This is a genomic window from Mycolicibacter hiberniae (genome assembly GCF_010729485.1).
GTDB classification, from domain to species: domain Bacteria; phylum Actinomycetota; class Actinomycetes; order Mycobacteriales; family Mycobacteriaceae; genus Mycobacterium; species Mycobacterium hiberniae.
The window spans coordinates 322,072-340,581 of sequence record NZ_AP022609.1 but is presented as its reverse complement, the minus strand read 5'-3'; the positions used below and the strand labels follow the sequence as shown (position 1 = coordinate 340,581).

Annotated in this window: 17 protein-coding genes and 1 tRNA gene; 4 read left to right on the top strand and 14 right to left on the bottom strand. The window is 66.7% G+C overall.

Going from position 1 to position 18,510, the window contains the following annotated elements:
* Nucleotides 1-57: 57 nt before the first annotated feature.
* The 3 genes from G6N14_RS01660 to G6N14_RS01650 form a co-directional block, all read right to left on the bottom strand.
* Nucleotides 58-1,824, bottom strand: a complete 1,767-nt coding sequence (locus tag G6N14_RS01660; protein ID WP_085135010.1) for an NAD(P)/FAD-dependent oxidoreductase — start codon at nt 1,822-1,824, stop codon at nt 58-60.
* A 173-nt stretch (nt 1,825-1,997) separates the two neighbouring features.
* Nucleotides 1,998-2,444 (bottom strand): SRPBCC family protein, encoded by a 447-nt coding sequence (locus G6N14_RS01655; protein ID WP_085135009.1) that lies wholly within the window; start codon nt 2,442-2,444, stop codon nt 1,998-2,000.
* On the bottom strand, nt 2,441-4,204 hold the full coding sequence (locus G6N14_RS01650; RefSeq protein WP_235674196.1) for an SDR family oxidoreductase: 1,764 nt from the start codon (nt 4,202-4,204) through the stop codon (nt 2,441-2,443). The genes G6N14_RS01655 and G6N14_RS01650 overlap by 4 nt, the downstream gene beginning before the upstream one ends.
* On the opposite strand from G6N14_RS01650, the gene G6N14_RS01645 reads away from it, so the two are divergent.
* Nucleotides 4,182-5,573 carry a TIGR01777 family oxidoreductase gene (locus tag G6N14_RS01645; protein WP_085135007.1) on the top strand — a complete coding sequence of 464 codons (1,392 nt, stop codon included), beginning with the start codon at nt 4,182-4,184 and terminating at the stop codon, nt 5,571-5,573. The two genes, G6N14_RS01650 and G6N14_RS01645, sit on opposite strands and share 23 nt — an antisense overlap.
* Here G6N14_RS01645 and G6N14_RS01640 read toward each other — a convergent pair.
* The 10 genes from G6N14_RS01640 to G6N14_RS01595 form a co-directional block, all read right to left on the bottom strand.
* Nucleotides 5,557-6,045 (bottom strand): TspO/MBR family protein, encoded by a 489-nt coding sequence (locus G6N14_RS01640; protein ID WP_085135006.1) that lies wholly within the window; start codon nt 6,043-6,045, stop codon nt 5,557-5,559. The two genes, G6N14_RS01645 and G6N14_RS01640, sit on opposite strands and share 17 nt — an antisense overlap.
* A 13-nt stretch (nt 6,046-6,058) precedes the next feature.
* Complete coding sequence (locus tag G6N14_RS01635) at nt 6,059-6,694, bottom strand: SOUL family heme-binding protein (RefSeq protein WP_085135005.1); 636 nt, start codon at nt 6,692-6,694, stop codon at nt 6,059-6,061.
* A 148-nt stretch (nt 6,695-6,842) separates the two neighbouring features.
* Nucleotides 6,843-8,180, bottom strand: coding sequence for a cryptochrome/photolyase family protein (locus tag G6N14_RS01630; protein WP_085135004.1), 1,338 nt, complete (start codon nt 8,178-8,180; stop codon nt 6,843-6,845).
* Nucleotides 8,181-8,241: 61 nt separating this feature from the next.
* Nucleotides 8,242-8,676, bottom strand: a complete 435-nt coding sequence (locus tag G6N14_RS01625; protein ID WP_234808847.1) for a MarR family winged helix-turn-helix transcriptional regulator — start codon at nt 8,674-8,676, stop codon at nt 8,242-8,244.
* Nucleotides 8,677-8,773: 97 nt separating this feature from the next.
* The gene (locus G6N14_RS01620) at nt 8,774-10,450 is read right to left on the bottom strand and encodes a GMC oxidoreductase (protein WP_085135002.1); all 1,677 of its coding nucleotides are present in this window, start codon (nt 10,448-10,450) and stop codon (nt 8,774-8,776) included.
* Nucleotides 10,447-10,875 (bottom strand): hypothetical protein, encoded by a 429-nt coding sequence (locus G6N14_RS01615; protein ID WP_085135001.1) that lies wholly within the window; start codon nt 10,873-10,875, stop codon nt 10,447-10,449. Before G6N14_RS01615 ends, G6N14_RS01620 begins: the two co-directional genes overlap by 4 nt.
* Nucleotides 10,876-10,882: 7 nt before the next feature.
* On the bottom strand, nt 10,883-11,635 hold the full coding sequence (locus G6N14_RS01610; RefSeq protein ID WP_085135000.1) for an SDR family oxidoreductase: 753 nt from the start codon (nt 11,633-11,635) through the stop codon (nt 10,883-10,885).
* An 85-nt stretch (nt 11,636-11,720) separates the two neighbouring features.
* On the bottom strand, nt 11,721-12,767 hold the full coding sequence (locus tag G6N14_RS01605) for a zinc-binding alcohol dehydrogenase family protein (protein ID WP_085135091.1): 1,047 nt from the start codon (nt 12,765-12,767) through the stop codon (nt 11,721-11,723).
* A 34-nt stretch (nt 12,768-12,801) separates the two neighbouring features.
* Entirely contained in the window at nt 12,802-13,491 is a 690-nt protein-coding gene (locus G6N14_RS01600) for a haloacid dehalogenase type II (RefSeq protein ID WP_085134999.1), read from the bottom strand.
* A gap of 14 nt (nt 13,492-13,505) precedes the next feature.
* Entirely contained in the window at nt 13,506-14,378 is an 873-nt protein-coding gene (locus G6N14_RS01595; protein ID WP_085134998.1) for an alpha/beta fold hydrolase, read from the bottom strand.
* A gap of 80 nt (nt 14,379-14,458) precedes the next feature.
* Between G6N14_RS01595 and G6N14_RS01590 the strand changes: the two genes are divergently transcribed.
* Together G6N14_RS01590 and G6N14_RS01585 are read left to right on the top strand one after the other, a co-directional pair.
* Nucleotides 14,459-14,986, top strand: a complete 528-nt coding sequence (locus G6N14_RS01590) for a CGNR zinc finger domain-containing protein (protein ID WP_085134997.1) — start codon at nt 14,459-14,461, stop codon at nt 14,984-14,986.
* A 135-nt stretch (nt 14,987-15,121) separates the two neighbouring features.
* Nucleotides 15,122-15,197 (top strand) — tRNA-Arg (locus G6N14_RS01585).
* Between the two features lie 13 nt (nt 15,198-15,210).
* Here G6N14_RS01585 and G6N14_RS01580 read toward each other — a convergent pair.
* Nucleotides 15,211-17,199, bottom strand: a complete 1,989-nt coding sequence (locus tag G6N14_RS01580) for a DUF1214 domain-containing protein (RefSeq protein WP_234808846.1) — start codon at nt 17,197-17,199, stop codon at nt 15,211-15,213.
* A 288-nt stretch (nt 17,200-17,487) separates the two neighbouring features.
* Here G6N14_RS01580 and G6N14_RS01575 point away from each other — a divergent pair, with 288 nt between their 5' ends.
* Nucleotides 17,488-18,483 carry a DUF1214 domain-containing protein gene (locus G6N14_RS01575; protein WP_085135089.1) on the top strand — a complete coding sequence of 332 codons (996 nt, stop codon included), beginning with the start codon at nt 17,488-17,490 and terminating at the stop codon, nt 18,481-18,483.
* Nucleotides 18,484-18,510: the final 27 nt, after the last annotated feature.

The following is an 18,510-nucleotide window of genomic DNA, read 5'->3' as shown; positions in this document are numbered from 1 at the left end:
GGTGCTTGGAGTACCCATCTGCCGGCGGGCCGGCGGCGAACGCGACCACCGGGGTCGTTAGGTCGGTTGCAGTTTCGGTGACGAGGTGACGATCCAGCCCTCACTGAGCGGATCGTCGCGCTGGCCGCGCCGGTAGGCCGAGCGCAACTCTCGGAGCAGCGGATCCTGTTGCCAGTTCTGCACCGTCGCCATGACGTTGTCGTCGTCGAACTCCAGCGACTTCTCCGCGATCACCGTCTCGGCGAGCTGTCCGGCCAGCCGGCGCAGCAACGCGGCATTCGCGTCGAACTGCTCCGCGAAGTTCCTGCTGGGTTCCATCATCGAAACGTGCAGCGAAACCATGAAATTCAGCGGAGCGTACAAGTCGACGAAGGGCACTGACGGGGTGCCGTCATCGATTTCCGCCCACTCCTGAAGAAACTTCTGGACCCGATTGCTCAGCGCGATGAGGCCGTTGAGGTGCGGGACGAACTCCGGGTCGTCGGCGATGCCGACGAAGCGGCCGTTGATGTAAAGCAGGCCGATGAATCCCCAGTAGAACGCGATATCCCAGATGATCTTCGCCGACATCACGGCGGGCCTGCCCATCAAGGCGTATTGCCCCTGGTACACCACCAGCCACATTTCGCCGAGCGATCGGAACACCGCGTCGCTGATCTGTGCACGCGCGACCACGTCTTGGCCGTCGAGATCGCGAGTGACCATGTCCGTGATCTGGCCGTTGCCGATCGCGACCAAGTCCAGTCCAGACGAATACAGCGGATCCAGGAAGATGCCGGCGTCCCCGGTCAGGCACCAGCGGTCGCGGCCGTCGAACACCTTGCTCGCGCCATGGCTGTACCTCTTCATGACCCGAAAATCCATGATCGCGCCGGTGTGCTCTTCCAGCACCTCGGCCAGTTGCGGCTCATGTGCGCGCAGCCACGCCTTGGCCTTGTCCAAGGTGTTGAAACCGTCGAACGGCTCGAAGTCGGGGTCTGCCACGATGCCGACGCTGGTGGCTCCCGACGGGAGACGGATGAGCCAGACCCAGTAGCCCGGGCCCATCAGGTGATTGGTGGACATCGCGCGGTCGCCCTCGCTCAGTCGCTGGCGCCAGGCCGGGTCATCGCTCCAGCGACCCACATCGATCTCCGTCGCGACACGGAACCAGGCGGCATTGCACTGGTGTGCATTGGGCCGCTGCAGTTCAAGCTGTCGGGGCAACAGCCGGTTGCGGCCCGAGGCGTCGACCACCCAGCGCGCCGTTGTCCGGGTAATCGCCTCGGCGTCCTGGATGGTGACCACGTGTAGGCCGTCCGGACCGGTGATCTGCACCGAGCGGACCCGTCCGCCGGCGAATCGAACACCCATGGCGGCGGCGCTGCGGGCGAGCTCGTTCTCCAACCTGCCGCGATCGATCTGGTAGGTCACCTGCGGGGCGTAGGTGGAGCTGCCCAGTTCCAGGCGCCTGGTGATGTCGGTGTTGCCGCCGTTCGAGAAGAACATGCGCAGACCCATCTTGCGGATCTGCCGGGATGTGAGGTGTTCGGTCAAGCCGAGGTGACGCAGGTAGTGCGCCGACACCTCCACGGTGGACTCGCCCACCGTGTGAGTGATCTCGGGAACCGGGTGGTCGGTCGGCCCGATGACGAGGATCCGGGTCTGCGGGCGAGCCCGGCGCAGCTCCAATGCCAGGGCAAGCGCGGAGACTCCATCACCGACGATGGCCACATCATGATCCGCCTTCTGGTGCTCGGCGGCCGAGAGGCGGGCGCGGATGCGCCGGGCGAGAGCCTCTCGCGTCTGTTCACTCAGGCCAGCGGCCTCCACGCGGGCGTCCACGTCTCACCTACCCGCACACCGGGCAGGGGATTCGTCGACCGGGGCAGGCGCCACAGTCTTCGGTAGGGCATACATAGGAGTTATTCGGAGCCGCACCGCCGACGGTCGGGTTCGAGTGGCGCCCAACTTCGAAAGCATCCTCAACGATTGCGACCACCGATCACCGGCGCCGGTCAGATCCCCTGCTCGCCGATGCGCCGCAGCTCCCCTCGAAGTCCGCGCACCCCGTCGTCGAGCAACCGGGTGACGGCTGGGCGCAGCACTGGCTCGATCCACTTCAACCACCCCTGAAAGGCGAACGTCACCCGATAGGTGATCACGCAGCCGGTCTGCCGCGCGTTGACGGTGATGGTGTCGCAGACGATGACGGAGGCGTTCTCCCCGCGCAGGTCGATCGACTGGCCCGGCCGCAGCGCCGTGACGACATAATCGACGGTGCTCACCCGTCCGGCGAACCGGGACGTGTTCCGGTAGCGGGTTCCCACCCCGCCGTCACCCGAAACACGCACTGTCGTGATGGTTCCCGGGTCCCACAGCTCGGTGGTGGTGAAATCGGCCAGGTACGCAAACGCCACATCCGGCGCCACGTCACTGCTCACCTCCCGCTGCATGGTGATCATGAGCGCTCCTGCGGCGAGCAGCCTTCGACCCGACGATCAGCGGTCGTTGAACCATCCGTCTCCGCGCCCGGACTTCGTGGTACGCGGCCCGCGGCGACGGCGATGTTGTTGGCCATGCCGGTGAATATGATGCCGTGGAACGGCATAAGTGAATACCAGTAGAGCTGTCCGGCAAGGCCTTTGGGGAAGAAGATCGCACGCTGATGCAGTCTGGTGGTGTGTGCGCCACACGACTCAAGCCGCCATTCGAGCCAGGCACCGCCCGGGGTACGCATCTCGGCGCGGAGCCGCAACAGATGCGGTCGCTCTAGGCGTTCGACTCGCCAGAAGTCGAGGACGTCACCCGTGTGCAGGACCTGTCGGTTGCGGCGGCCCCGCGCCAACCCGACGCCCCCGGTGAGTCGGTCCAGCCAGCCCCTGATCGTCCAGGCGAGCGGGAAGGAGTACCAGCCGTTCTCACCACCCACACCTTCGACGACCTGCCACACCTGCTCGACAGTGGCGTCGCAGTCGACGCTGCGATCGTCGGTGTAGACCACTTCCCCAGCCCAGCTGGGATCCGAAGGCAGCGTGTCAGCGGGGGCGCCGGTGGCAGAAGCATCGGCCCAGGTGGTTTCCACATCACCGCTGTCGATGCGGCGTAGCGCGAGCGCAACGGCGTCTCGGTAGCGGGTCTTGCCGCCGGGTGGCGGCGCAATCACTGCATCGATGTCCTGCTCGGAAGCGATTGCGTCGGTGCTCAAGGACTCGATCAGGGCGCGACCGATCCGGGGCGGGACAGGAGTCACCAGCCCGATCCACAGCCCGGCCAGTTTCGGCGTGAGGACCGGTAGGACGAGGATTCTGCGTCGGGTCAGCCCGGCCACGTCGGCATAGATCTGCATCATCTCGCCGTAGCGCAAGACATCGGGACCACCTATGTCATAGGAGCGACTACGCGGCAGCGGCATGGTCGCGGCGGCGAGCAGGTAGTAAAGGACATCGCGGATCGCAATGGGCTGGATGCGGTTGTTGACCCAGCGCGGCGTGGTCATCACCGGTAGCCGATTGGTCAGGTGCCGAATCATCTCGAAAGACGCCGAGCCGGAACCGATCACCACCCCGGCCTGCAGTACCACGGTCGGCACATTGCAGTTGAGCAAGATCTCTCCGACCTGGCCGCGTGATCGCAGATGCGTGGACAAACGATCCGATTCCGCATGCAGGCCGCCGAGGTAGACGATGCGCCCCACCCCGGCCCGTTGGGCCGCGGCAGCGAGATTCTGCGCGCACCGCCGCTCCGACTCGATGAATTCCCCCGGGTTTCCCATCGAGTGCACCAGGTAGTAGACGACGTCGATGTCGCGGCACGCTTCGTCCAGAGAGTCCGGGTCGGTGAGGTCGCCGCGAACCACGTCGACGTCCGCCGCCCACGGGACATCGCTGATCTTGTCGGGGTTACGGGCCAACACGCGTACCCGGTGGCCGGCTTCGACCAGGCGGGGAGCCAGGCGGCCCCCGATGTAGCCGGTTGCCCCGGTCACCAATACGTTCAATGGCTGATCTCCGCGATCGGGCTCCGTCACGCGGCTCACCCGACCACGAATCTGCCGCGCTTGGTGTGCGCAATCGAGGCAACCTGTCTTTTCGCATGACGCCGCATAACTGTGATTCGGAACCGCGGACGCCGTGGTCGGGTTCGACGGCAGGATCGCCGACAGCGATTGCATAACTGGCTCCTCCCAGTAGCGTCGAGGAATGAGTGTGGACTTCTCCAGCACCGTTGCCGCTCCGCGCGCGGAGGTCTTCGCATGGCATGAGCGGCCGGGCGCGTTCACCCGACTGAGTCCGCCGTGGCAGCCGATGCGCCTGGTCAGCGAGGCCGATTCGCTGCGCGACGGGACGGCCGTACTGGCTCTTCCCGGCGGACTCCGGTGGGTCGCCGAACACCAGCCCGACGGCTATGACCCGCCCGCGCGATTCGTCGACGCGCTCGGCGGGCACGGCCTGGCATCACTTCCCACCCGCGCGACGCTCAGTTGGACGCACACCCACGATTTCGAGGATCTGGGCGACGGTCGGACCCGGGTGATCGACCACGTCGACACCCCGATCCCCGGGTCCCTGCTGCGGCCGATGTTCGTCTACCGGCATCGCCAGCTCGCCGATGACCTCGCCGCGCACCAGCGCGCGCAACAGCATGGCCTTGAGCCCCTGACGGTGGCGGTCACCGGATCGTCGGGCCTCGTGGGCTCGGCCCTGACCGCATCCTTGAGCACGGGCGGCCATCGGGTGATCCGGCTGGTTCGGCATGCCGCATCCGGTCCGGAGCAGCGGCAGTGGAACCCCGACGACCCGGACCGGGATCTGCTGGCCGGTGTGGACGCGGTGATCCATCTGGCCGGCGAGTCGATCGCGGGCCGCTTCACCGCCGGGCACCGCCGCGCGATCCGCGACAGCAGAATCGGCCCCACCCGCAGACTTGCCGAACTGGTGGCTCGCAGCACCGAACATCCGGTGGCTTTGGTGTGCGCCTCAGCGGTCGGTTTTTACGGGCATGACCGACAAGACGAGATCCTCACCGAGGACAGTGCGCGCGGCGACGGGTTTCTCGCCGACGTGGTCGCCGACTGGGAGGACGCACTGGCACCCGCCGAGCAGGCCGGAGCGCGCGTCGTCCGGATCCGCACCGGGATCGTCCAATCGCCCAGCGGCGGGACGCTGCGCCTCATGCGGCCGTTGTTCTCCGCCGGCCTCGGCGGCAAGCTGGGCGACGGCCGGCAGTGGCTGCCGTGGATCGGCATCGACGATCTGATCGATGTCTATCATCGCGCCCTCTGGGATACCGGACTGTCCGGCGCTGTCAATGCCGTCGCGCCGAATCCGGTGCGCAACAGCGAATACACCGAAACGCTGGGGCGGGTCCTGCACCGGCCCACGGTCCTTCCGGTACCGAGCCTGGGTCCGCGGCTGTTGCTGGGCGCACAAGGTGCGCGCGAACTCGCCGGCGCGAGCCAGCGGGTCCTGCCCGCGCGTCTCAGCGCTGCCGATCACCGGTTCCGCCTGCCCGAGCTCGAACCGTTGCTGCGGCATCTGCTGGGCCGTGCCGCCGACCAAGAGCCGGACCGCGCGTCTAACGACGGCGGTTGAGTATCGCGATGTGCCCGCTCAACACGGTGGCGAAAGTGCACCACAAGGGGTAGAGCACCAGCGGTACCGCGCGTGCACCCCGCACCGCGATGGCTCGGCGCGCCAGATCGGCGCTGCTGGCCGCCAGCGCCGCGCTGACCACGGCCGAAGACCCGAATCGCCGCCCTTTGAAGAAAACCCACGACCAGCCCGCGTTGAGCAGCAGGTTGACGATCAGCGCGACGATGTAAGAGCGCTGTTTGCCCGACTCACCGCGTGCGTGCAATTCGTCGATGGTGCTTGCCGAGACGGCGGCGATGTCGGTGTAGAGCGCCGGCCAGACCACCGGGAATACTTGTGGAGGCGGCTGGTACGGGGGCTTGGAAAGCCGTTCGTACCAGTCGGCTTTGACCTCTGGCGTGGTCGCAGCAGATCCTGCGACGGCCGTGGCGGCTACCGCTGCGCCGGTTCCGAGCAGAGTGGAGATGCGCACGTTACTCCTTAGGTCAACTGCTTTTTGTGACAGATACCGCAATCTCGTTGCGGCGAAACATCGGAACCGTCCAGGGCGGATCGTAGAACCATGCCTGCGGTGAGCCGACTGGCTCATATTCCGTGTCTTTCAAGGCGTTCAGCAACGTGGCGCTGTGCGATTCGACGGCACGGCGGCCTCGATCGCCGGAAAATCTGTGCACCGCCACGGTTTCGGCAGGCACCCGGGCCAACTGCACCGCCGGGTTGTCGGGTTCCGGCGCCGATTCCAGGCTGACGTCGGCCGGCAGAAAGAAACGGATCACCCATTGCCCCGCACCGGTGGATTGCTGGGCCACTGGGGCCGTCATGGCGATGCGCTCGCCCGTGGCGGTCCCTTGAGCAACGGGGGCGGTCATCGCCAACTTCGTCCGTGAGCGGTTGCCGCCGAAGATGTAGCCGGCAAGCCGCCGAAAGCCGACGTTGCGGACTGCCTCCTCATCACCGGTGACGACCGTCTGCGCCACGACGCGTTCGTGGTAGCGGCGGATCTCGACAGAACCCAGCCGCTGCTCCACGGTGTGGTCGGGCTCCTCGGTGCCCGATCGGCACCCCACCACCGACCCGACGGCCTCGAAGGCCGCACCGATCATTCCGAACGGCCCGCTCATAGCGGCCGCTGCCTTTGACTGCTCAACGTGGCCCCCTCCGCGTCGTTTCCCCTAGAGCTTCCACTGTAGCTCCACCGGCACAGTTGGTTCAACAACTTAATTATTCATTTAATGAATTATTGTGTGGCTCGCCATGGCGTCGGGTGTTCTAGCCGCTGATCCGCTGGTAGCGGCGCAGCGCTTCCGCCCGTTCTTCGCGGTGATCCACCATCGGTTCGAGGTAACCCGGCGGCGCCTCCCGCGCCAGGTGCGGATCGGCGACGTCGGCGAGCTCGGGCACCCAGCGGCGAATGTAGGCGCCGTCCGGATCGAACTTGCGGCCCTGCAGCGTCGGGTTGAACACCCGGAAGTAGGGCGCCGCATCGGTTCCGCAGCCCGCGCACCACTGCCAGCCGTGCTGGTTGTTCGCCATGTCCCCGTCGAGCAGCTGGTCCAGAAACCACCGGGCGCCCCATTGCCAGGGCAGGTGCAGGTCCTTGACCAGAAACGAGGCCGCGATCATGCGCACCCGGTTGTGCATGAACCCGGTGGCGAACAGCTCACGCATGCCCGCGTCGACGATGGGAAAGCCCGTCTGGCCCGCTTTCCAGCGCTCGAACCGGCGGCACGCCTCGGTATCGGTATCGGTCTGGATGCCGTCGAACTCGCGGTTCCAGTTGGCCCACAAACTGCCCGGCCAGTGATACAGCACCGCGGCGTAGAAGTCCCGGAAGGCCAGCTGCCGCAGATAGGCGCCGGCCCCCGCATTGCCTGGGTTGAGATCGGCGGCCATGGTGCGGGGATGGATGGTGCCGAATTTCAGGTGGGCCGACATCCGGCTTGACCCGTTGCGGTCCGGCCGATCGCGATCCTGGGCGTACCGGTGCAGCTCACCGGCCACAAACGCCGCCCAGTGGTCGCGCGCGGCAGCCTCCCCCGCCGGAAATTCGGCGCGCCCGCCGGGTTCCGGGATTTCGACCGGGAGCGCGGTCGTGCCGGGCACGTCGCGCGGATCGATCCAGTGCACCGGTTGCGAGCCGGCCGGGCGGCGCCAGCCGTGGTCGCGCCACCGGCGAAAGAACGGGGTGAAAACCCGATAGGGGGTTCCGTCGTCTTTGACGACCCGGCCCGGGGAGACCAGGTACGGCGATCCGGTGGCGACCAGGGGGACCTCGCCGAGCGCGGCGCGCACCTGCGCGTCGCGACGCCGGCCGTATGGACCGAAATCCTCCGACACGTGCACAGCCGTAGCACCGAGTTCCGCGGCGATCTGCGGGATCCGCTCCTGCGGGGATCCGCGGGTCACCAGCAGCCGGCCGCCCAGGTCATCGCGCAGGCTGCGCAGGCACTGCGCCAGATACTGGAGCCGGCGTTGCCCCGCGGAGGCCTCAAGGCGTGGGTCCAGGACGAAACAGGCGAGCACCTGCGGATCGTCCGCGAGCGCCGCCGACAGCGCCGGCAGGTCGCCGACGCGCAGGTCACGGCGGTACCACAGCAGGGCCGGCATCTGACCATCTTGCCCCGCGGATTAGCGCAGCGGCGCCGACCGACGAGCAGGCCACCCGACGTCACTCCAACTCGGAATGGAACTGCCGCATGGCCCCGATCAGCGCGGTGAAGACGCGGTGGGCGGTCTGCAGGTCGGCATCGGAGATCTCTGCGAGAGCTTGATGCGTATGCGCCTGCAGTGGCGCGAAAAACGCGCGGGCGGTGTCAAGACCCAGCGCCGCATAGCGCAACGTGACCTTGCGCCGATCCGATGCATGCGCCTCACGCCGCACGTGGCCGGACGCGATGAGACGGTCGACGAGATAGGTGATGGCGGCACCCGAGAGTCCCAGCCGCTGGCGCAGCTCGCCGGGGCTGATCGGGGTTCCGGCGGTCTCAGCGACCATGATGTGCAGCAGGGCACGGAAGTCGGTGGGGCGCACGTCGTGGGAGCCGGCGAAACGCTGAGCGATGTATTCGGATTCGGCGGCCAACTCCCGCAGATCAGCCGACATCAGCCACTCAAGCGCGGCTCGGCCAGCGGCGTCCTCATCGGGTTTCATGACAGTTGCCAACGATATCGCCGAGCGGGGCCGCTCCGCATCGCCGCCGTCAAGCCGGCGACAACGGCAGCCGAAGCGCGCCGGGGGCACTGTCGGGCACCGTCGGGTATCGCGGTGCCACCGGTGCGATGCGCCGGTAAGGCTGCCCCAGCGGGGGCCGGGGATCCGGGTCTCCCCTATTGGGCCACAACGCCATCGCCCGTTCCGCCTGCGCGGTGATGGTGAACGAGGGGTTCACCCCCAAGTTCGCGGTGATCGCCGAGCCGTCGACGACATGCAGACCGGGGTGCCCGTAGGCCCGCTGATAGGGGTCGATGACGCCGGAATCGGCCGAATCCCCGATCGGGCAGCCGCCGATGAAATGCGCCGTCAGCGGGATGTTGAGCGCATCGAGATAGGTCCCGCCGGCCATCCCGCCGACCTTCTCGGCCATCCGGCGCGCCACGTCGTGCGCCAGCGGAATCCAATCCGGGTTCGGTTCGCCCACACCCTGTTTCGCCGTCAAACGCGTGCCGAACAGACCGCGCTTGCGGTAGGTGGTCAGCGAGTTGTCCAGCGACTGCATCACCAGCACGATGATCGAATGCGCCGAGGCGTTGCGGGGGAACATGCTGCGCAACAGCATCACCGGGTGACGTGCGATGGTCAGCATCAACCGGGCGAAACGCCACGGGCCGCCGTCGATCAGGTGGGTGCCCATCATCGACAACAGATTGGATCCCTTGCCGTAGCGGCACACCTCCACATGGGTGTTGGCCTCCGGGTGGATCGACGAGGTGATCGCCACACCCTGCGCGAAGTCGTCGCGCTCGGGGGTGAACACCGCCGGCACCTCTTCGGAGTTGGTGCGGGTCAGCTCGCCCAGGCGCGACGACAGGTGCGGCAGCGATCCGGTGTCGCGCAGCTTGTGCAACAGGCGCTGGGTGCCCAGCGCCGCCGCGGCGAACACCACTTGACCCGCGGTGAAATCGCGCCGCGCCTTGCGTACCCACCGGCCGGTGCGCACGGTGCTGACCACGTAGCCGTCGCCGGCCGGGCGCACATCGGTGACCGTGGTCATCGGATGGATCTGGGCGCCGGCACGCTCGGCCAGATACAGGTAGTTGGTCTCGGTGGTGTTCTTGGCGTTGTGCGGGCATCCGGTGAAGCACTGTGCGCAGCCGATGCATCCGGTGCGCTCGGGACCTGCCCCGCCGAAGAACGGATCTGCGACGGTCTTACCCGGTTCGTCGCCGAAGAACACACCCACGTTGGTGGGGTGATAGGTGTCTTCGACGCCCAGATCGCGGGCCACCGCCCGCAGCACCTCGTCGGCCGGGGTGGTGTGCGGGGTGGGGGTCACCCCCAGCATCCGGCGGGCCTGGTCGTAATACGGCGCGAGCTCCGCGCGCCAATCGGTGATGTGCGCCCACTGCGGGTCGGCGAAGAACCGCTCCAGCGGTTCATAGAGGGTGTTGCCGTAGATCAACGAACCGCCGCCGACGCCGACGGCGCTGGCGATGAACGTCTTACCCAGCACCGTCAGCCGTTGCGGACCGAAGCAGCCCAGTTTCGGCGCCCACATGGCCTTGCGGACATGCCAATTGTTGGGCGGGAAGTCGCTGGGCGCCCACCGGCGGCCCATGTCCAGCACCGCGACGCGATAACCCTTCTCGGTCAGCCGCAGCGCCGCCACACTGCCGCCGAAACCCGAGCCGATCACCACAACGTCGTAGTCATAGGTCATTGGGGGCTCAATACCTCGGTGTCCCGGCGTGCGGGCACCAGCAGCACAAGCGACACCACCGACAGCAGGCTCAGGCCCACCGCGTTGAGCGCCGCGTCGCGCGGGCCGTACATGTGCAGCATGCCCAGGTGGTAGATCAGGTGCAGCACATTGAAGGTCGACCAGCTCAGCGCGGCGACCACCACCACGGCGCGGTTGCTCAGGTAATAGAGCGCCGCGGCACTGAGCACTCCCAGCCCCAGCAACGCCGAGCCCACGTCCTTCACCAGATGCTCGTTGTAGGGGCCGAGTACGGGCAGCCACGTCATTCCCATCCCGGGGAACGTCTGGTACCAGTGCAGCGGAGCCGCGTAGGCCCACAGGCCCAGGCCGAAACCGAAGAACGTCAGGTAGCTCAGAGCGAGGCGGTGCACGTTGCGGTTCACGGCGGGGTCACCGTTCTTCCGGGGTCAGTGCGGCCAGCCACTCGGCGTAGGTCTGCCGGCCCCGCGGGCCGGGCCCGGTGGGCAACAGGCCACCGTGGGCCATGGCTTTGCCGGCGGCGCCGGGTACCGGCAGCGGAATCATCGGCCGGTGCCGGCCACGGTGCCGGACCAATTGGCGGGCCATGTCGACCACCGATTCGACGCGCGGCCCGGCGATCTCGGGCGCCATCTGCTGCGGTGCCCCGACCGCCAGCTCGCACAGGTGGACAGCCACCTCGCTGACGGCAATGGGCTGCGACTGCATTCTGGGGACCAGCGCCACAGGCCCTGGCACCTGCGACAGGACCTGGTCGGCGAATTCGTGAAACTGGGTGGCCCGCAGGATGGTCCACGCGATGGGACCGGCCTTGACCAACTCCTCCTGGTGCAGCTTGCCCTGGTAGTAGCCGGTTCCCACCCGGTCGACTCCGACGATCGACAACACCACATGGTGGCGCACGCCGTTTTGCTGCGCGGCAGCCAGCAGATTCGCCGTCGCCGTACCGAAGGACGCCCGCGCCTTCTTGGCGTTCACGGCCGCGAAGTCACTGACGTCGATGACGGTCTCGACGCCCTCGAGCGCGGCGTCGAGACCGGTGTTTTCCAGCAGGTCCACCCCGTGGGCGCGGGCCAGGATGACCGGCTGGTGTCCTTGGCTGTGCAGGTGTTCGACCACCTTGCGTCCGGTCTTGCCGGTACCGCCGGCAACCGCGATCTTCACAATGCTTCCCTTCCGGTTATGGCCGAGGAATACCGTTGTCGCCAGGTTCCTGGTCGTGTGCGTGACGTGCTGGTATCCGAGTAGCTCAGTCGAGTACTACCACCATTTTTCCGGCAGCCTCGCCGTTTTCCATGACCCGGTGCGCTTCACGAATCTGGTCGAAGGTGAACACCTTCGAGGGGGTGGCGTCGAGACGGCCGTGGCGTACCGTGTCGGCGATGTCCTGCAGTGGCACATCCGACAGCGCAAAACCGGGCGTGCCAAAGGCGAAGCTGCCGAAGAAGCTCAGATTGACACAGCTGGCCATCTGCAGCAGCGGGTTGAAATCGGCGATGGGGTCCAGCCCGCCGAGCCAGCCCGCCAGGCATGCCGTGCCGCCGCGGCGCAGCATGTCCAGGGAATCCAGAATGGTGCTGTTGCCGACGAGATCGAGAACGGCGTCGATCTCTTTGGCTTCGGCGATGTGGGCACTCAGGTCAGGCCTCTCCCGTTCGGCACGTTCGGCGCCCAGTGACATCAGCAGGCCGAACCGTTCCCGGTTGCGGGTTGTGGTGATGACACGGGCCCCCTCCTCCACGGCCAGCTTCACGGCCGCTTGACCGAAGGACGATGTTGCGCCTCGGATCACGACGGTCTGTCCGGCGGTCAGATGAAGGTTGCGGAACAGGCAGGTCCATGCGGTGGCATAGGTTTCCGGCAGTGCGGCCAGCTGGTCCCACGACAGCTCGGACTCGATCAGGGCGACGTTCTCAGCGCGTATGCGGGTGAATTGTGCGTAGCTGCCGTTGATGGTGCGGCCGAGCCCGCCCATCAGGGCCGCGACTTTGGCGCCGGTCGGAAACTCTCCTCCCGGGCAGGCGTCGACGATGCCCACGCATTCGATACCGCTGACTTCGGCGGCCTCGGCCCACTCACCGCGGCGCATGTGCATTTCGGCGTGGTTGATTCCGAATCCTTTGACCCTGATCACCACCTCGCCGTCCTTCGGTCGTGGCTTGGGGATGTCGGTGTAGGTCAGGACATCCAGTCCACCGAAGCCGTCGAGAACGATCGCCCGCATGGTCGGGCCGCCGGGGGGTTCTCGTACAACCGCGGGTTCGGTCGAGATGGCTGGTTTCGGCGTGGTGCTCATCAGTTTCATCTCCTATGAAGATTTTTGGTGCGTACTATGATTCGAATTTCTGCGCCAGTTTTTCTGCGAGATCGACGAGGTCGGCTGCGATGAGGTCGGGCTGGTGAACCCCCTCCGCTCGTAGCGGCGCGTTGCCGGGGCGCGCGATCAACGCTCCACTGAATCCGGCGGATTGCGCGCCGATCGTGTCCCAGGCGTGGGCGGCGACCATCATGCAGGCCGAAGCCCGCACTCTCAGGTCGCCGGCCGTGTGCAGGTACAGCGCCGTTACGGGCGTGAAGATCCGCAGCGCGTCGACGCTGAACTGGCGCTCGAAATAACCGTCCAGACCAGCACTTTCCAAGGCTGTCCGGCGACCGCGGCGGCTCGGCGAGTTGGTGAGCGCCACCAATCGATAGCCGTCGTCGCGCAGGCGTGCCAGCCCGGGTGCAACATCGGGATGTGCCGGCATGGTAGCCATCGCGTCGGTCAGGGCCGCCACGTCGCCGTCCGCCAATTGCACGCCGTGCGTCTCGGCGAGCATCCTCAGCGCGGCCTGACCCAAGGCGAAGAAGCCGGTATAGCAGTCGGCCAGTGTGACGGCCATCGAATACATGACCAGCTGGCCAAACCACTCCCGGAGCGCGCCGGGACGCCCGAACAATCTGACGAAATACGGCTCCAGTGCTTCGATGTCGATAAGGGTCTCGTTGACGTCGAAGACCAGGACCACAGGTCGGGCCACGGCGGCAATGACGGCTACTGTCCGCCGACCCGGCTCAAGAAGCCCTTGATCAGGGCGGCGACCTCGTCGGCGGCGGTCTCCAGCAGAAAGTGGCCGCCATCGAGCAGATGGATCTCCGCGTCGACGGCGTCGCGGCCGAATGCTCGGGCACCCTCGGGGCCAAAGATCGGGTCCCCTTGACCCCAGACCGCCAGCACCGGGACTTCACTGGTGCGCAGGTACTCGTGCAGAGCGGGATACATCGGCGGATTGGTGGCGTAGTCCCGGAAGAGCTTGAGTTGAATCTCGTCATTGCCCGGACGAGCCAGGAGCGCAGCATCCAGAGTCCAGGTATCGGGGCTGACCACGGTCTCATCCGGGGCGCCGGTCAGGTACTGCCATCTGATCGACTCGGCATCCAACGCCGTCCGGATGGCCGCCTCCGTCTCGGGTGTCTGCTCACGCTGGTAGTCCCAGACGGTTTTCCAGAAGCCTTCGACGAACCCCTCGTCATAGCCATTGCCGTTCTGCGTGACAATCGCGCGGATGGAGTCGGGGCGGTTCAGCGCCAGCCGCCAGCCGATCGGGGCCCCATAGTCCTGGACATAGATCACATAGCGGTCCAGCCCCAGCTGGTCCAGCAGTGCCTGCGTGAGTTCCGCGAGGTTGTCGAAGGTGTAGTCGAACTCGCTCGCCAGCGGCATGTCCGAATAGCCGAAGCCGAGGTAGTCCGGGGCGATCACGTGGTAGTCGTCCGCCAGGCGGGTGATCAGATCCCGAAACATGTACGAGCTGGTCGGAAAGCCGTGCAGCAATACAACGGCGGGCGCATCACCGCGTCCGGCTTCGCGGTAGAACAACCGGCGCCCGCCGACGGTGGCGTGGTGGTATCTGGCCGTAGCAACCATACCTAACTCCTTAATTTATTTTTGATAGTTAGGAGTGAAGCACCCGTGATGTAACCTGTCAATAGATTTTTGGAGGTTATATGGATATCGTGGTGGCCGGCCGCGGCGACGAGGCGCTGCTCTTGGACTTGCTCAACTCCACCCCCGTCATCGACGGCGTGGCACGCGATGAACTCGCGGACCCGGTGACGGCACCAGCGTGGTTGAGTTCCCGCGACCTCGGCCCGGCAAACGAACAGCGCATGCAAGAACTCCGCGACGTCCGGGATGCGCTGCAAGACATCGTGCGTGGAGACCGGACGCCGCAGGCCCTGCAGCCGTTCCTCGTTGGAGTCGGACTGTTCCCAGCACTCAGCGACAACGGCATCACCTGGACCCTGGACACCGGCAAGGCGTCGCCGGCCGCTGCGCGCGCCATCCTCGCCTGGGACGCACTGCGGATCTCCAGCCCAGGGCGACTGCGGCCCTGCGCCAATGCCGACTGCCAACTGTTCCTGATTGATCGCAGCAAGCCCAATACGGCCCGGTGGTGCTCGATGGCCATCTGCGGCAACCGGATGAAGGCACGCCGGCACTACCAGCGAAACAAAGCCACGACCAGCGACTGAGGCGCCCAACGCGCCCGCCGCCTTACCGGAGACGCGCTAGCGCCGCCGCGAGCCCAAATGCCGCGGCCGCCAGCTCGCCGACTAGCATGAGACGGCCCCGCGGGTTCTCTACACCGACCGCTTTCTAGGTCCCCCGCCCCCGTAGCTCAGGGGATAGAGCACGGCTCTCCTAAAGCCGGTGTCGCAGGTTCGAATCCTGCCGGGGGCACCAGAGGTGTCGCCGATCAGCCGCCGAACAGATCCATCAGGTCGAAGCTCGGGGTCGAGGCGATCAACTCCGACATGTTCGCCCATTGCTCCGCCGCGCGCTCGCTCAGTGCGGTCGGCCAGTCGTCGTTCGCAGTCAAGATCACCGTGGCCAGATCGTCGCGGGCGTTGAGCAGCCCGGCCATGAGGCTGGTGTTGGGATCGAAGAGCACCCCGTTGATGGCCGGAAGCAGCAGCTGGGGCATCACCACCGACAGGGCGGTCTGCGCCAGGAACAGTGAGACGGGCAGGTTGATGTCGCTGGCCAGCAGCGGCAACGCATTCCACACCGCGGTCAGGCTTTCCATCGGGTTGTCCATGGCGCTGCGCAGCACGGCATCCCAGTCCGGGCTCAGCGCTTCGGTGAACCGCAGCGCCATCGGGGTGAACGGCTGCTCGCCGAACACCTCGCCGTAGTTCTCCTCGCCCATCAGGGCTTGCAGCGAGTTCATCAGCAGGTTCTGCAGCACCCAGTCCGGCTGGGCGTTCATCCGGGACAGATCCAGCCCGTAGCCGTAGGACAACACCCGCTGCGTCATGTCGGCGGCGAATTCCTCGGGGCTGACGGTCGGAGTGCCGGCGGGCAGATACTGGGCGAGGTCGCTGATCGGCACCACCTGCGCGCTCACGTTCTGGCCCAGCGCGCTGTCGGGGTCGGCGACGTGCTCGAAACGAGCGAAGATCTCGCCCCGGGACAAGCCCCCCGTGTCCAGCCAGTTCGCCACGCCCGGGTTGGTGCCGCTGACGACGTAGTAGGTGTAGCCGTCGTCGGCGTGAAAAGTGGTGGTGTGGTTCAGGGTGGTCTGCGCCATGACGTAGGGCAGCGCCCCGCCGTAGACGTTCATCAGCTGGATGCCGCTGTAGGCCGACTCCAGGCTCGGAATCTTGATGACCAGCGCCTCATCGGAGTTCAGGTCGAAGTTGCCGCCGGTGACGACCGCGCTGGCCAGACCGGCGCCGTAGCTGGTCTGCGGGCCCAGATCATGCATGGTGTTGGCGGGAATGTTCATGCCCACCGACGCCCCGCCCTCGATGGCACGGGCGTTGAAGGGGCCGACGATCTGGGCGAAGGCGCTGAACAGCATGGTCAGGATGTCGTCGACCGAGCCCAGCCCGCCGGAGCCGGCCAGGGTGGTGGCCACCGGATCGTCGGTCGGGAAGAAGCCGCCCTCGGGGATGGCGAAGAACGGCGGGCAGTCGGCGACACATTGGATGGTGATGGCGCCGGGTCCCTTGGCCCAGTCGCCGAGGATGTCGCGGATCAGCAGCGTCGCGGCACCGCCGACGGTGGCGTCGGTCGAGTCCATGAAGTTCAGCGCACCGGCCGGTGCCTCCGGCCCGATGTAGACGGTGAAGCTGCCGTCGGGGTTGAGCACCAGGCCCTCGTTGAGCTCCAGATCCTGGATGGCCTGCGCCGTGCCGCCGGTGACGGCCTGGGTGCTGATCGCGAAGTGCTCGGTGCCGTCCCCGATGGTGCCGTGCAGCACGTAGGTGGCGCCCGGCGCCAGCCCGGCGGTCACCCGGTAGTAGATGTCCGGGGTGAAGAAGTCGAAGTATTGCCGGGGCTCGGTGGCATTGCCTGCGATGACCTCCGGCGATTGGAAGAACACGCCGTTGAACAGATTCGTCACGCGTGACAGCCCGGCACTGAGCAACTGGTAGTTGGTGTTTCGCACCATCTCCATGACGTTGTCTTCGCTGCCGGGGATCGCGTAGGGCAGCGCCATGTCGTACTCGACGGTCTGCCTCATGACCTCCAGCAACGCGTCGATCGCCGGCTGGAACCCGTCGGTGGCCGTCAACGCGACCGCGGGCGAGGCGGTGGCGGAGTGGGCCGGCGGAGCGCCCACCACCAGCGACAGCGCGGTGCCCGCGGCCGCCGCGGCCATGCCGTAGCGGCGCGTTCGGCTTACGCCCGCCGCCCCGTTCCCGGTCAGCTCCACGACCACTCCCCCGCTCGCACTCATAGTTTTCTCTTTTTACTCACGGTGAATTTTTATTTTGGACGATACGTCCGGTCTTCAGGGGTTGCAATAGCCGCAACGCGCATTTCGCGCGTCAGGTCGGCAATCCCATGCCGACGCCTGCCCGGGCCGACGGGTAGGTTGCGCTGCATGTCCAAACGATGGCTTTGCGCGTTCGGGATGGCGGCGACGGCGCTGGCCCTGTCCGGCTGCGCCCTGACGGTGACCCAGGCCGGACCGCACCCACTGGCGAACCAGACGCCGCGCAGCACCCCCAACGGCATGGTCCTGGTGTCGCCGGACAATTTCGTGCGGGCCATCAGCGACCAGGAGTTCACCAACGTCGTCAACGAGAACGGTTTCGGCCGCTTTTTCCACCTGCGCGAAGTCACACCGATCGACCGGCAATTGGTGGTGCGGCCCAACCGGGACACGCTGTATTCGGCGGCGGTGTTCGACCTGCAGGCCGGCCCGGTGACCCTGACCCTGCCCGATGCCGGGCAGCGCTACATGTCGGCGCAGGTGATCAACCAGGACGAGTACGTCACCGACATCTTCTACGGGGGTGGCCAGCACACCCTGGATGAGGAGCGCGTGGGCACCCGCTACGTCCTGGTGGCCGTGCGCATCCTGGCCGACCCCGGCGACAGCGCCGACCTGGCCGCAGCACACCGGCTGCAGGACGCGATCACGGTCCGCCAAGACAACCCCGGCAGCTTCGAGGTACCCCGGTGGGATCCGGTCAGCCAGAAGAAGGTCAACGACGCCCTGCTGGACCTGGCCGAGACCCTGCCCGACACCCGGGGCATGTTCGGCACCCAGGCCGACACCGACCCGGTGCGGCATCTGATCGGCGCGGCCGCCGGATGGGGCGGCAATCCCGAGACCGAGGCCCTGTACCTCACTGTCCGGCCGGCCCGCAACGACGGCAACACGGTGTACCGCCTGACGGTCAAAGACGTTCCGGTGAAGGGCTTCTGGTCGGTCACCGTCTACAACAAGAACGGCTACCTCACGGAGAACCCGCAGCAGGCGTACTCGGTCAACAACATCACCGCCGCCAAGGCGCCGGACGGATCGGTGACCGTGCAGTTCGGCGACTGTTCCGCCGAGGACACCAACTGCCTGCCGATCACCCCGGGCTGGAACTACACCGTCCGGCTCTACCAGCCGGAGAACGACATCCTCTCCGGCAAGTGGGTTTTCCCGGTGGCGCAACAGGATGAGTCGGCGGACAGTGAGACCCGCTTCCCGTCGCCGGCACCGTCCTTGCGCCCGCCGCGCTGACCGCAGAGCCCGGCATTCGGCGTGGCC